At 69.4% G+C, this 14,168-nt stretch carries 12 protein-coding genes; 8 read left to right on the top strand and 4 right to left on the bottom strand.

The features are described 5' to 3' along the window. Window positions 1–176: 176 nt before the first annotated feature. The 3 genes from ACIPTO_RS42255 to ACIPTO_RS42245 all read right to left on the bottom strand — a co-directional run bounded on the left by ACIPTO_RS42255 (window position 177) and on the right by ACIPTO_RS42245 (window position 4,183). Window positions 177–284: a putative leader peptide gene (locus tag ACIPTO_RS42255; protein ID WP_401201044.1), complete on the bottom strand. Its 108-nt coding sequence runs from the start codon at window positions 282–284 to the stop codon at window positions 177–179. 783 nt (window positions 285–1,067) lie between these two features. Continuing rightward, complete coding sequence (locus ACIPTO_RS42250; protein ID WP_401201041.1) at window positions 1,068–2,360, bottom strand: NtaA/DmoA family FMN-dependent monooxygenase; 1,293 nt, start codon at window positions 2,358–2,360, stop codon at window positions 1,068–1,070. Between the two features lie 899 nt (window positions 2,361–3,259). Further along, window positions 3,260–4,183 (bottom strand): NmrA family NAD(P)-binding protein, encoded by a 924-nt coding sequence (locus ACIPTO_RS42245; RefSeq protein ID WP_401201039.1) that lies wholly within the window; start codon window positions 4,181–4,183, stop codon window positions 3,260–3,262. A gap of 104 nt (window positions 4,184–4,287) precedes the next feature. On the opposite strand from ACIPTO_RS42245, the gene ACIPTO_RS42240 reads away from it, so the two are divergent. Next, entirely contained in the window at window positions 4,288–4,866 is a 579-nt protein-coding gene (locus tag ACIPTO_RS42240) for a TetR/AcrR family transcriptional regulator (protein ID WP_401201037.1), read from the top strand. A 296-nt stretch (window positions 4,867–5,162) separates the two neighbouring features. On the opposite strand, the gene ACIPTO_RS42235 is transcribed toward ACIPTO_RS42240, so the two are convergent. Continuing rightward, window positions 5,163–6,185: a sulfurtransferase gene (locus tag ACIPTO_RS42235; RefSeq protein WP_401201035.1), complete on the bottom strand. Its 1,023-nt coding sequence runs from the start codon at window positions 6,183–6,185 to the stop codon at window positions 5,163–5,165. A 192-nt stretch (window positions 6,186–6,377) separates the two neighbouring features. Here ACIPTO_RS42235 and ACIPTO_RS42230 point away from each other — a divergent pair, with 192 nt between their 5' ends. From ACIPTO_RS42230 to ACIPTO_RS42200, 7 genes are all read left to right on the top strand, one after another. Beyond that, window positions 6,378–7,082 carry a GntR family transcriptional regulator gene (locus ACIPTO_RS42230; RefSeq protein ID WP_401201032.1) on the top strand — a complete coding sequence of 235 codons (705 nt, stop codon included), beginning with the start codon at window positions 6,378–6,380 and terminating at the stop codon, window positions 7,080–7,082. Between the two features lie 614 nt (window positions 7,083–7,696). Next, on the top strand, window positions 7,697–9,100 hold the full coding sequence (locus ACIPTO_RS42225) for an LLM class flavin-dependent oxidoreductase (RefSeq protein ID WP_401201030.1): 1,404 nt from the start codon (window positions 7,697–7,699) through the stop codon (window positions 9,098–9,100). A gap of 34 nt (window positions 9,101–9,134) precedes the next feature. Next, window positions 9,135–10,094: an ABC transporter substrate-binding protein gene (locus tag ACIPTO_RS42220; protein ID WP_401201027.1), complete on the top strand. Its 960-nt coding sequence runs from the start codon at window positions 9,135–9,137 to the stop codon at window positions 10,092–10,094. Between the two features lie 53 nt (window positions 10,095–10,147). Next, a complete protein-coding gene (locus ACIPTO_RS42215) occupies window positions 10,148–11,218 on the top strand; it encodes an ABC transporter substrate-binding protein (RefSeq protein WP_401201024.1) in 1,071 nt (356 codons plus the stop codon). Beyond that, window positions 11,215–12,141: an ABC transporter permease gene (locus ACIPTO_RS42210; protein WP_401201022.1), complete on the top strand. Its 927-nt coding sequence runs from the start codon at window positions 11,215–11,217 to the stop codon at window positions 12,139–12,141. The genes ACIPTO_RS42215 and ACIPTO_RS42210 overlap by 4 nt, the downstream gene beginning before the upstream one ends. Next, window positions 12,138–12,941: an ABC transporter ATP-binding protein gene (locus ACIPTO_RS42205; protein ID WP_401201020.1), complete on the top strand. Its 804-nt coding sequence runs from the start codon at window positions 12,138–12,140 to the stop codon at window positions 12,939–12,941. Before ACIPTO_RS42210 ends, ACIPTO_RS42205 begins: the two co-directional genes overlap by 4 nt. After that, entirely contained in the window at window positions 12,938–14,077 is a 1,140-nt protein-coding gene (locus ACIPTO_RS42200) for a phosphotransferase enzyme family protein (RefSeq protein ID WP_401201018.1), read from the top strand. The genes ACIPTO_RS42205 and ACIPTO_RS42200 overlap by 4 nt, the downstream gene beginning before the upstream one ends. Window positions 14,078–14,168 lie beyond the last annotated feature (91 nt).

The following is a 14,168-nucleotide window of genomic DNA, read 5'->3' as shown; positions in this document are numbered from 1 at the left end:
GGACAGGGCACCCAGCCCGGGACGAAACGGTCTTGCACTGCTGTACTGAGTCATGGCTGGTCTCTGCTTCCGCATCAACGGGCACGCGAAGTGGCGCGGGGGTGGCCGGAGCGGCACAGGTAGCGCGATCGCGTGAAAGGTGAACTGCCGACGAACCGAACGGGAATCGGGATCGGTCAGCCGCGACAGAGACAGCTGGAGACGCGCAGCAGATCCACATGCAGTCGGGAGGACAGCACGAGGGCAGTGGCCACGCCGTCCTCCTGGGGGTCTCGCCGGCTCATCGGCCGGGCTGGTCGCATTGGCTGAATACGATCATTCGCGTCTGTCGGCGTCAAGACGTCCCGGACCGGAACTCCCGGCATCTGCGTGACAGTTGTATGAAGCACGACCCGTGCGACGCCAAGAATCACGACGGCAACCCGCCCGTCAGGGACGGCTCACGTCCGCCGTCCGGTCAGTCACCGCCCGGTGGAAGCGGTGAACAGACCGCCCGGCACCGGTCACGACAAGCCCCATCGCGATGCACGATGGAGCCCCGCGGCCGTCCGCCACTCCGGCATCGCCTGGAAGGTGTTCGCCGATACCGCACGTCAGCGGGGCGCGCGCCGAGGGTGACAAGAAGGCCAAGAGCAGGGCAAGGCCCCACCCTCAGAAGGTGACCAGGGCTGTTGAGCCGTCGGCCGTCCGGCACGCACGGTGCCGAAACGGGCGACGGCGAGTGGCCGGCCGGCTCCGGCAACCGCCGCTGCTCGGGCGCGACAAGCCGGGCGGCATGACCCGTCGGGACAGCTGACGGAGGAACTCCGCACCAAGCCGGCACACGAGGTTGTCCCAGCCGTTCGCCACGAACGGGGAGAACGCCGAACCGTCGGGGCAGACACGGCACGGCTGCCACGCGGACGATGTGCGCGGCGCGGCGACGAGTCAGAGGCTCCGCAGTGGCGTGCCGGGATGAGAGGACCCGGTTCGGGGATGTCAACGAAGCTACCTTGCGGGGCGGTTGGGGCACCCGAGGTCCGGTCGGTCCCGGGCACCGTGTGTGCGCCGATCGGGCTCTCGCACTGTCAGGCCCGGACAGGTGTGGTGTCGCAGGCCGGAAGTTCGAGTCCGAGGTTCTCGCGCAGCGTGGTGCCGGTGTAGTCGGTGGCGACGATCTTTCGCTTGCGCAGTTCGTGCAGGAGGCCGTTGACGATGAAGTCGTGCTGGCGCGGGTCGGCGAGACCGCTCAGCGAGATGACGTCCAGGACGCCTGCGCGGAAGCGTTCCTCGACGGCATCGGCGAGTTGCTCGGGTGTTCCCGCGGCGGCCCAGTGCCCGGTGTCCTGTGCCGCGATGATGAGTTCCCGCAGGGTGTAACCCTGACGCGCGTATCCGGCGAAGATGTCGACCCGTCCGCGACGACGGTTCACCGAGGTCACCTCGGGCAGCACGTTCTCCGGAAGCCTCGCGTCGAGCGGAAGGTCCGACAGGTCGACCTCGCCGCCGAGCATGTCGGCCAGCTGGAGACGGCCGCGTTCGAAGTCGATCGACTCTCGCTTCTCGCGCACGAGCCGCTTCACCTCCTCCTCCGAGGCACCGTAGGTGGCGTGGAAGGAGCTGAAGATCAACGGCAGTCCGTCGGGCCGCCCCAGGCTTCCGGCCTGGTCGCGGATCTTCCGGGTGAAGTCCAACGCGTGGTCGAGCGTAGGCAGCGAGGTGAACACGATCTCCGCATAGCGGGCGCCCAGCGCCCTCCCCGCCTCGGACTGCCCGGCCTGGATCTGCACCGGGCGGCGCTGCGGCAGCGGCGGGATGTTCAACGGACCGGTCACGGTGAAGAAACGGCCGGAGTGATGGATCGGATGCACGCGGTCGCGCCTCAGCACCGCTTTCCCGTCCGCACCGACCGTCAGCGCGCCGGGTTGCCAGCTGTCCCACAGCGCGTTGACCACGTCCAGAGTCTCCGCGGCGCGTGCGTAGCGATCCTCCGGGCTGGGCAGTTCGCCGGCGCCGAAGTTCTCCTCGCCGATCGAGGAGGTCACCAGGTTCCAGGCGGCCCGCCCGTTGCTGACGTGGTCGAGGGTGCCGAAGAGCCGGGCCAGGTTGAACGGGTCGTGGAAAGTGCTCGACACCGTCGCGATCAGACCGATCCGCGAGGTGACCTGACTCAGCGCCGAGACGAAGACCAGTGGTTCCTGCGAGCCGATCGCGCCCTGGGCGTCGAACCTGAGGAGATCGGCGGTGAACAACGCGTCGAACCGCGCCTCCTCGGCGAGCCGCGCCACCCGCACAGCGGTGTCGAGGGTGGAGCGGGTCGGATCTATCGCCAGGTCGTACGTCTCCGACGTGCCACCGGCTCCGGTCACGGTCTTCAGCATCCTGGGCTGCTTCGGGGTCACTACTCGTCCCTTCTCGTCGATGCGGGTGGCATCGGGAGGCGGCTTGCAAAGGAAAGGAATGGGGAAACGAATGGGGAGGCGCCCGGACGCACGGGATTAAGCGCGGGCGGGCGCCGCGTCTGCGCGCGGGGGTGCCGACGAAAGGCCGGCGCGTACCGTCAGCGACAGAGCGCGGCGTGGGTCCGGCACAGGTCGACATGGCGGCGCCTCGTCCAGACCTGCGGCGCAGCCGCAACCGGTCCCACGTGCGCTGCCCTCACCATGACTCCCGTCGAACCCGTGCGGCTGCCCTACATCCTGCGGATCACGACCGTTGCCTCCGCGGCGTCGACAGGCCAGGCCGTTCGGCACAACAATTGATCAACGGCTTCATGATGTGCTGCCGGAGGCCGGGAGGCAAGGCCGCCCGTCCCAGATCGAGGGCGCTGACACCACTCGGCGATCGCCCGGGTGCTGGTGCGGGCGGTGTCCTTTGAGATCCATAGCTCGACAGCTGAGGGGGCCCGTTGCCGTCCGACTTGCGGAGAAGAGCGGGCCGGGACAGGCCCCTCACCACGTACGGCTCTTCCTCAGCAGGTCACTCGTCGACCGACACCGCCCCACGCGGACACCCTCCCGCGACGCACGGAGCGCGTCGGCGAAACCAGCTCGATGAACCGCGAAACCAGGCGGATGAACCGCCGCTGAAGCACTTTCGGGCAGAGCACGGCCGCGGGTAACGGCGTCACCAGAACCTCAAAGGCGACAGCGTGACCAGCCATGCCGGGACCGAGGCCGGCGTCCTTCTCGCAGGAACCCGAAGATGGCCAGGACCTGAAGAAGGCCAGAAACCCGAAGATGGCCAGGAACCTGAAGAAGGCAACGGGGGACGGTCGGTCTCAGGCGACAGGCCTCAGGTGCTCGTGCGCCCACTCCTCGAAGCTGGTCAGCTCGATCCCCCGCGCCTGAGCGAACTGCGGCCTGGCAGGCTGGCCGACGGCATCCATGAAGGCATGCGTGGCACCCATGTCTCCCATTCCTGCTGCGCGGGCCTGCTCCTCGGTCATGTCCGGGGCCGCCAGCGGGACTCCCAGGGCGCGGGAGAGGACGTCCGCGATCCGGGTCATGGTGAGACGGTCACTGGCGAGTTCCAGCTCCACGCGATGCCACTCGGCGGGCGCGGACAGGGCAGCCGCGGCTGCGCGGCCGACGTCCCGGGCCGCGACAAGCGCCAGATGCGTGCCGGGTTTGACGACGGTGACCAGACCTCCTTCGACACCGCGCGGGAAGTAGAACCGCATCGACGGCTCGAAGTTCTCCATGAAGAAGGACGGCTTGAGCAACGTCCAGTAGGGAAAGTCGACTTCACGCAGCCGGTCCTGGATCGCCGCCTTCGTGCCGAGTGGGACCCGCATCACCTCCCAGCGCCCTTCGCGCCAACCCGGCGCCTCGGTGTGCTGCCCGACGCCGCTGGTGGAGGACTGGACGAACTGTTCCACCCCTGCGGCCCGCGCCGCCGTCATGAGGTTCTCGGCCTGGGCGACCTCTCCGGCAAAGTCGAATCCCTGCCCGGTGTACGCGGGCATCTGCACCGAGTACACCGCCCGGACCCCGTCGACGGCGGCCTTGAGGGTGGCCGGGGCCGTGAGGTCTCCGACGACCAGGTCCGCGCCGAGTTCCTCGATGGCTCGGGCGCGAGGCGTATGCGGGTCCCGCACCAGGGCGCGTACCGGTGTCTTCCGGGCGAGCAGGGCACGGGCGGTGGCACCGCCTTGACGGCCAGTGCTACCGGTGACGAGAACCGGCAGTTCGGCTGTGGTCATAGTGATTCCCTCGATTGGAGACGGCAGCGTGAAACGGCGGGGCCCGCCGTTTCACGGTCGTTAGAATATGGCGGGGCCCGCCACTTATCAACGTTGGAGAGAACATGACCGGCCAGCGCTCGGACGCCCGCCGCAATTACGCGCACATCCTCACAGTGGCCGAGGCAGAGGTGGCGGCCCGAGGAGCGCAGGCGTCCCTGGAGCGGATCGCCCGCACGGCGGGCGTCGGATCAGCCACGGTCCGACGTCACTTCCCCACCCGCAAAGCCCTGCTCGAAGCTGTCTTCCGGGAGCGGATCCACGTGCTGTGCGAGCACGCCGAGACCCTGTGCGGCGAAAAGGACACCTACTCCGCGCTGGTGCGGTGGCTGCATGAGCTGCTCGCCTACTCGCTCGCGGCGCGCGGGCTGGCGGACACCATCTCCTACCAGCCGCTACAGGACGAAGACCTGGAGCACTCCTGCGCCACTGACCTCAAGGACGCCGGCGACCGCCTGCTGCGCAGAGCCATCGCCGACAATGCCGTCCAGGCCGGCGTCAGTATCGAGGACCTCCTCACGCTGGTCGTCGGAATTGCACTGGCCACGGAGAACTACACCGCCCCAGCCAGGCAAGCCGAGCGCGCCTTCCGCCTCGCCGTCATGGGCTTGCACGCGAACGGCCACCGCGCCGTCAGCGACTGAGCCGCCGGACCCGCGAGGGCGACGCGCGCCCTGCACCGATACCGCGGCAAGGAGGAACCAGCGTCATGCGGCGGAGGCAGGCGCAGCGAGACGTAGAGGGGTACGGGCCAGGGCGGGCTCAAACATGTGATGGCGATCGGGCGTTCCGCGGGGAGGCCGCTCCCCCGCACGGCAAGAGCCACGAGCGGTTGCCTCGACCAGCCCCAGGTCCGCTCCTGCCACCTCCTGCCGAGCCCGGCACCGTTATCCCGACCCGGACCGTTCTCCCGACCCGGCCAGACCGGTTCATGCCAGCTTCAGCTGCCGGTGACGACCGGGAGCTCCTCATCGGCCGTCCATTCCTCCAACGAGCCGTCGTAGAGGGCGACTTGGTGAACCCCTGCCAGGGTGAGGGCAAGTGCCGTGAGGGAGGCGGAGATCCCTCCGCCGCAGTAGATGACGACCGGACCGTCGTGATCAGCTCGCCGCAGACGTCCGGCATACGCCAGCAGCGCGTCGCCGGTCAGTACGCGCCCGTCGGAGGCGGTCGCATCGTGGGCGGGCAGGTTGACGCTGGCGGGGATACGGCCCCGCCGGGTGTAGCGGGTAGGGGTGCTGCCATCGAAGTGCGCAGGCCCCAGCGCACACACCAGGATGCCTGGAGCGCGCCCCTCGCTGATGGCCAGGACCTCACCCTTGTCCGCCCACAGGGACTGCCGGAAGGCGTCGGCCGCAGCAGCGCGGGGGAACGGATTCCCCTGCGTCTCCGCCTGAGGCTGGGGCCGGGGCCGGCTCTGAGCGCCCGAGCGCGGCTGGCCCGGCACGGTTTCGGCGCTCTCCCTCCTCCCGGCGGCGACCGGGTGTCCCGCCTCGGTCCACGCGGGCAAGCCCCCGTCCAGCACCCTGGCCGGGACCCCCGCGTCGCGCAGAACCCACCACAGTCGGGCCGCCCACTGGGTGGCGCCCTGGTCGTACAGCGCGACGGTGGTGTCCTCGGTCACGCCCAGGGCGGCAAGTTCCCGGCGGACGACGTCCCTCGCGGGGTGAGCGAAGTGGTACGGCGCGGCGAGGTCGGTGAAGCGGGTCAGCAGGTCCACGTGCTGGGACCCCGGGATGTGTTCCCGGTTCCAGCTCTCCTCGCCGGAGCTTGAGCGGTAGTCACCGTCGTGCTCGGGCGGCGCCAGGACGACGGTGGCGTCCAGCAGGACGACCGGCGCGGGGGCGAGCGGATGCGCAGGGCCGGGCAGAGGCGCAGGGCTCTTCGCGCCCAGCAGGCCGGCAAGTCCGTCCGGGCTGATGAGGATCTCACCAGGGTGAATACCGGAGGTGTGTGGGGGCACGGGCGCGCCTTTCGTGGTGTCCGGCTCGGGTGCGGCCGGGAGCGATCTTCCGGGGCGGCCGCACGGGACTGCGACCCGGCTAACGCCCCCTCCCCGCTCAGCGTATACGCAGGTATACGCATCCTGTACTGTGGGCTTGCCCGTATCCGCTCCATCCTGCCGTCGCCGCAGAGCGTGCGGCCGAGGGACGTCATGACCAAGCCCATTCCGCCCGTTCCCGATCCGGCACCTCAGGGGTCAACGACCGATGTCGGGTCGGACTTGTACTGGCGGCTGCGCCGTGACGTGATGGACGGCCGCTTCCCGCCGGACTCGCCTCTCATGGAGACCGCGCTGAGCGGGGAGTACGGAGTCTCCCGGACGCCGATGCGCGAGGCGCTGGCCCTCTTGGAGCACGATGGGCTGCTGGAAAGGGCGCAGCGCGGCTTCCGCGTCCGCTCCGGTACCGCCGAGGACGTCGTGGAGATCTACGAGGCCCGGATCGCGCTGGAGGCGGAGGCCACCGCCTCGGCCGCCCTGCGAGCCACGGAACTGGACCTGGCGCGCCTTCGCCGCCAGCACGAAGTCGTCGTCGAAGCGGCCTCCCAGGACGGCGGGGAGAGCACCGCCCGCGCCGCGAGTTTCCGCTTTCACGAACTGCTCTGGCAGGCGGGCCACAACGCGACCATCACCGAACTGCTGGTGAGGCTCACCGCACGCCTGCGGATCTACGACAGCGGTCCGCCGTCACCCTTCGGCGGGATCGAGCCGCTGCACGACGAACACGACGCAATCCTCAGCGCTCTGCACGACCACGACCCGGACCGTGCCGGCGCGGCAGCCCGCGCGCATCTACGCCGCAGCCTGGAGCAGCGGATCAACGTACTGATCCGGCAGGACGGAGGCGGATCACCGTGAGAGGAGCGCACCTCACCCCACCTGCAGGTTGGACGCCAAACCGGCCGAAATCCGAAGAGTGTTACGCTCACCGCCACCACATCGCATGATCTGGTGATAATCCAGGCCATAAGTCATTTCGCCGCCTCCGTGCGACGCGGATCCGCGTTCACGTACGGCGGTCCCAGGGCCCAGGACTCACCAACCGGAATCCGGGCCCCGTCCCAGGACCCAACGGGCGTCGAGCCCCTCCGAGGGCCTGCCCCTCCAACCATCACCACCGACAGCGCAGCGGGAGAGGAGCCCCGGATGAACCCGATCGCCGTCGTCCGTCTACCGCTCCCCCGCTGTACCGTCCGCGGGTGCGCCCTCTGTCTCACCGTGCGCCGCCACGTCGATCTCGGGCGATGTTCGAGTTCCTGCTGTACCGCCGGCTGAGTGGCACCTCCCGCCACCCCGAAGGATTCCCGGCCCCGCGCCGCCGCCTTCTTCTCGAACACCCCGGTCTCCCGCAGCCCCGCCGAACCGCGCACAGCGCATCCAGCTGAGCGGTAGGTCGACAGGGTTCGACGGCAACACCTCGCGCACCGCCACCGCCCTCCCCACGGCACCCTGTCCTGATCCGGAGCACCCGCATGTCTCCCGAAGTCCGCGCCCCGGGCGCGACCGTCGCCCCGCGCCGCATACGTCTCAACGGCCTCCGTCAGTCGACCGTCGGCCACACCGCGATGGGCCTGTGGCGACACCCCGACAGCCAGGCGCACCGCTACCGCGAGCTCGCCCACTGGATCGAGACGGCCCGCCTACTCGAACGTGGCCGGTTCGACGCCCTGTTCATCGCCGACGCTCTCGGTCCGCTCGACGTGTACCGGAGTTCCGTGGACGCTGCCCTGCGGGACGGCATCAACACCCCCGCCGGTGACCCGCTTCTCCTCGTCAGCGCGCTCGCCGCCGCGACCACCCACCTCGGCTTCGCGATCACCGTCTCCTCGACCTACGAGATGCCGTACGCGTTCGCCCGGAAGATGACGACCCTGGATCACCTCACTGAGGGGCGGATCGGCTGGAACATCGTCACGTCCGCGCTGGACAGCGCGGCGCGCAACCTCGGTCTGCGGCAGCAGATCCCGCACGACGAGCGCTACGCCGTGGCCGAGGAGTTCATGGATGTCGTCTACCAATTGTGGGAGGGCAGTTGGGAGGACGGCGCCGTCGTACGGGACGCGGCCTCGGGCGTCTTCGCCGATCCCGCCAAGGTGCACCCCGTGCGGCACGAGGGCACCTACTTCACCGTCCCCGACATCGCGTTGTCGGAACCGTCCGTCCAACGGACCCCCGCCCTCTACCAGGCCGGGACCTCTCCAATCGGACGGCGCTTCGCGGGACGCCACGCGGAAGGTGTCTTCCTGTCCGCCTACAGCCCCGCTCTCGCGCGCACGCTCGTCGACGCGGTCCGCGCCGAAGCGGCGGAGGCCGGGCGTGACCCCCGTGGGCTGCGCTTCTTCGCCATCGCCACGGTGATCGTCGCGAACACGGATACCGAGGCGCACAGCAAGTACGAGGAGTACCGCTCCTACACCTCTCTGGAGGGCAGCCTGGCCCGGTACAGCGCCCTGCTCGGCATCGACCTCTCCTCCCTGTCCCCCGACGTGCCTCTGGAGTACGCGGACACCGAAGGCATCCGGGGTCTGCTGGAGGTGTTCACACGGCTGGACCCCGAACGCACCTGGACTCCCCGGGAGATCGCGGAGTTCGTGGGCGTGGGCGGCGGCGGGCCGGTCTTCGTCGGCTCCCCGGGCACCGTCGCCGACGCACTGGAGCACTGGATGGAGGAAGCCGATCTGGACGGCTTCAACATCGCCGACCCCGTGCCTCCCGTCACTCTGCGCGACTTCGTCGACCTGGTCGTTCCAGAACTGCAGCGCCGGGGTCGCGTGTGGACCGAGTACGAGGGCACCACCCTGCGCGAGCACATCCACGGCGCCGGCCACACGCGGCTGCCCGCGGACCATCCCGGCGTCCGCCACCGATACAGCTGACCACCGGCATTCGCCCCTCTGAACAGGAGCCATCGTGTCCCACATCCGCGTCATGCTCGACTACTTCCATCCGTGGCCCAACTCGGCGGGCCTCTTCGTCGCCCGGGAACGCGGCTGGTACCGCGAGGCCGGGCTGGAGGTCGAGCTGTCCGTGCAGGATCCCGGGCGCGGCGACACGCTGGAGTATCTGGCCACCCGCCAGGCCGACTTCGGCCTCTTCCCGCCCAACCGTCTGCTGGTGCGCCGGGCGCAGGGGCAGCCCCTGCTCGGTCTGGCCGCCGTCAACCACCGGGCGCTGGAGGCCATACAGACCGTCACGGGGCGTGGCATCGAACGCCCCCGCGACCTCACCGGGCGCCGCCTGGCCTACAACCCGACCCCTCGGGGCCGCGCCCTGGTGCGCCATCTGGTCGCCGCGGACGGCGGAGACCCGGATGCCGTCATCACCATGGACGCCGGGCACCGCGAACTGACCGTCGACGAGCTGGAGTCGGGCGAGGCGGACGCCACCTTCGGTGTGTATTGGTCCTGGGACGCCCTGCGCGGAACTCTTCCCGAGGAACGCCGTGTGACCTGGCCCGTGGACGAGATAGGCGCCCCTCGCTATCACAGCTACCTGCTCGGGGCGCATGAGGCGACGGTCGCCGCCGCCCCGGGGGCCGTACGAAGGTTCCTCGCCGCCACCGCCCGGGGCTTCGCCGAAGCGGCCTCGGACCGGCCCGCCACCCTAGCGCTCCTCGAACGCGTCATCCCGTACTTCCCGCGTCCGCTCATCGCGCGCTCCCTCGACCTCATCGCCCCCACGTGGATCGATGCCGACGGCCGCTGGGGCGTCATCGCCGAGGACTGCACGGGCCCCTACGCCGACTGGCTGGCCACCCACGGTGTCCTGCCCTCCGCCGACGGCTGGCGCGGCTCCTACACCACCGAATTTCTGCCCGCCGCCGGCCAGCAGCCGGTTGGCCAGACCCTCACCGCTCGCTTCGGCGGCTGAGGACCACTCCCTTGCTCCGCACCTCCCAGACTCCCGGAAACGAGCCCACCTCCATGAACCCCATCGAGCCCACCCGGCGCACACCGCACCGCACGGCCCGCTTCGCCTTCGCCCTCACCGCCGCCGGCGCCCTGCTAACCGTCAGCGCGTGCAGCTCCGGCACGACCGCCTCCCAGGCCGACACGAAAGCCCTCGCAGAGGTCAGCATCGCGCTCGACTGGACGCCGAACACCAACCACACCGGCATCTACGTGGCCCAGCAGCTCGGCTGGTTCAAGAACGCGGGGATCGATCTCAAAATCCTGCCCTACGGCAGCACTTCACCGGAGACGCTGATCGCCAACCACAAGGCGGACTTCGGTATCTCCTACCAGGAGGGCATCACCGCCGCCCGTTCGGCCGGTCAGGACATCACGTCGGTCTACGCCGTGACGCAGAAGACGAACGTCACCATCGCCGTGTCTGCCGACCGCGACGACATCACCTCCCCGAAAGACCTCGACGGCAAGACGTACGCCGGTTTCGGAGCCGCCTACGAGAAGCCTCTGCTGCAGTCCGTCATCAAGAACGCTGGCGGAAAGGGCAAGTTCACCTCCGTAGCCCTCAACACCGCGGCCTACACGGCTCTTTACGCGGGCAAGGCGGACTTCGCCATGCCGATGCCCACCTGGGAAGGTCTGGAAGCGAAGCTCACTGGCAAGCCGCTCAAGGACTTCCAGCTCACCGACTACGGCTTCCCGCAGATCTACTCCACCCTCATCGCCTCCTCCGACCAGTACCTCAAGGCGAACGGACCGACCGCGAAGAAGTTCCTCGCCATCGTCGAACGCGGTTACGCCTACGCCGTGAAGAACCCGTCCAAGGCCGCCGATCTCCTCATCAAGGCGAACAAGAGCGTTCTCACCAACACCAAACTGGTGCATGAAAGCGAGCAAATGCTCGCCGACTCCTACTACCGCACGACCGACGGCTCACTCGGGACCCAGAGCGCCGAACGCTGGCAGGCCTTCGCCGACTTCGAGTACAAGTCCAAGCTGCTGAGCGACGCGAACGGCAAGAAGCTCACTTCCGCTCCCGACACCTCGTCGTGGTTCACCAACGACTACCTGCCGGAGTCGTCGTGACCGGCACCCCGACCACGCGACCGCTCGCCGACATGCCAGAACCCGACATGGCGAAGCGGGCTTCTACGGAGGAGGCCGTCAGCCCCCTTGAGCGACCTTCGACGCGGGGCTCGTCCACGTCCGCGCGCACAGCGACCGGGCGCAGAGCGAGGAGTTCGCCGGCCGCGGTCCTGCCCCCGATCGTCGTAGTCACGGTACTGCTGGCCGTGTGGCAGATCTACACCACCGCGGCGGCCGTCGACCCGACCGTCCTGCCCAGCCCATGGCGCGTCCTTGTGCAGGGCTGGGAGAACCGCCAGGACCTGTGGACGGCGACGCTGCCCACACTCCAAGAGACGGCGGCCGGATTCGGCATGTCGTTCGTGGCGGCCTGGCTGGTCGCCACGCTGCTCGACTTCTCCACCTGGGCCCGCCGTGGGCTGTACCCGCTTCTGGTCGCCTCCCAGACGATCCCCGTCGTGGCCGTGGCCCCCCTGCTCATCATCTGGTTCGGCTTCGGTCTGTTCCCCAAGATGCTGGTGGTCACCCTCTGCACGTTCTTCCCGCTCACCGCCAACCTCGCCGCGGGGTTCGCCTCGGCAGACCCCGAGGCGATGCGGCTGCTGCGTTCCCTGGGCGCGGGCCGACTGCGGGCGTTCACCATGGTGCGGGTCCCGAGTGCGATGCCGTACTTCTTCGCCGGGCTGCGCGTCAGCGTCACCTACGCCGTCATCGGCGCGGTGTTCGCCGAGTACGCGGGGGCCGAAAACGGGCTCGGCATCTACATGCAGGCCCAGAAGAGCGCCTTCCGCACCGATCTCGTCTTCGCCTCGATCGCGGTGACCGCCGCCCTGAGCATCACCCTGTTCGCGACCACCTACCTCGTCCAGCGCCTGGTGCTGCCCTGGGAGCGAGCCGCCCGGCGAAAGGACCACGACTCATGACGGACCCCCGCACCCAACCCAGCGACGACGCGCCCGTCCCCCGGCTCAGCCTGCACCGGGTCGACAAGAGCTTCGGCGGGCTCGACGTCCTGAGTGGTCTCGAACTGTCCGTCCGCGCAGGCGAGTTCGCGGCTGTGATCGGCCCAAGCGGCAGCGGCAAGAGCACCCTCCTGAACCTCGTCTCCGGGCTCGACCGACCCACCTCCGGCGAGATACTCGTCGACGGCGAACCCCCGCGCACCCGGTCCGGCCGGGTCGCGTACATGCCGCAGAAGGACCTGCTCTTCCCCTGGCGCACGGTCCTCGCCAACACCGCTCTGGGGCTTGAGGCCGAAGGAGTCCCCAAGGCGCAGGCACGTCGCCGTGCCGCGGCGCTGTTCGAGGCGTTCGGCCTGGACGGTTTCGAGAAGAGCTTTCCCTCCCAGCTCAGCGGCGGCATGCGCCAACGCGCCGCGCTGCTCCGCACGGTCGTCCTCGACCGCCCCCTTCTTCTGCTCGACGAGCCCTTCGGCGCCCTGGACTCCCTCACCCGCTCCGACCTCCAGCGCTGGCTCGCCCGCATGTGGCAGGAGTACCGCTGGACGGTGGTCCTGGTCACCCACGACAGCCGCGAGGCCGTACTGCTCGCCGACACCATCCATGTCCTGTCTCCGCGCCCCGCCTCGGTGACCGCCCGCATCCAGGTGCCGCGTCCGGCACACACGGACGGCGCCATCCGCACCCTGGACCCGGTCACCGCCGCCGCGGTCGAGGAACAGGTCCTGGCCGCACTCGCCGCCCCCGCAGGAGCCCAGTCGTGACCAATATCCCCGGCCTCGCCACCGCCGCTCCCCCTCCGGAGACCCATGGCCTTGGCTACGAACGGGTCGAACCCGACTGGGCTCCGATCACCGCCGCAGAGGCCTCCGACGTCCTCAACGGCCCCGCGCGTCTGCACTGGCACAGCCCCCGCCCGCTCTCCGCCGCGGCCGTCGTCGAGCACGACGGGCGGCGCATCTTCCTCAAACGGCACCACGTCACCGTACGTACGCTGGACGGCCTCGGAGAGGAACACGGCTTCCTGCGCCATCTCCGCTCCAGGGGTGCCCCGGTGGTCGACGTGCTCGCGACCGCGGCGCGCGGAGAGTGGACCTACGAGGTGCACACACTCGGCGTGGGCAACGACCTGTACCAAGACGCCCTGTCCTGGACCCCTTTCGCCTCCGCAGCGCACGCCCGGCAGGCCGGAGCGGCCCTGGCCCGGCTCCACCTCGCCGCCCGGGGTTACGACGTCCCGGCGCGCCGAGCACAGCCCCTGGTCGCGTCGTTCAGCATCTTCAGCTCACCTGACGCCTCGGCCGCCTTGGCCGGCTACACAGCCCATCGCCCAGCCCTGGCCGAAGCTCTCCAAGCTGCTCCCCTTCAGCCTGACCTGGAACGCTGGCACCTGCCCCTCCACGCCGAACTCACCCCGCACCTCGGCGAATTGGAACCCCTTTGGACCCACAACGACTGGCACGCCTCCAACCTGCTGTGGGACGACACCAGTGAGACGTCAACAGTGTCGACGGTGCTGGACTTCAACCTGAGCGACCGCACCACAGCCATGCACGACCTCGCGGTCGCCCTGGAACGCAACACCTTCGGCTGGCTCGACCTGCCCCATGGGCAGGTACATGTGCACCAGGCGCACATGACAGCACTGCTGGAGGGTTACGTGTCCGTCCGACCCTTCACCGGGGCGGAGGCCGAAGCCCTGCCCGCTCTGCTCCCGCTGGTCAACGCCGAGTTCGCGCTGTCGGAGATGCACTACTTCCACGAAATCACCCGCTCCGTCACCAACACGGCTCTCGCACGCGCCTACTTCACGGACCACACACGGTGGTTCACCAGTGAGGAAGGGCAGGGGGCCCTCCGGCATCTGCGGGAAACAGCGCGTGAGTTGGTGGCGAGGTGACGGACGGCCCAGGCGACTCTGGTGAGGTGGCGGCCTTCTTCGCCGAAGGTGGTCCGGCACACGCGTGCTGCCGTGACGCAGACTCACCAGC

This window comes from Streptomyces sp. NPDC090083 (genome assembly GCF_044747445.1).
Taxonomy (GTDB): domain Bacteria; phylum Actinomycetota; class Actinomycetes; order Streptomycetales; family Streptomycetaceae; genus Streptomyces.
The sequence above is the reverse complement of the archived record's forward strand: the minus strand, read 5'-3'. Positions and strand labels throughout refer to the sequence as shown.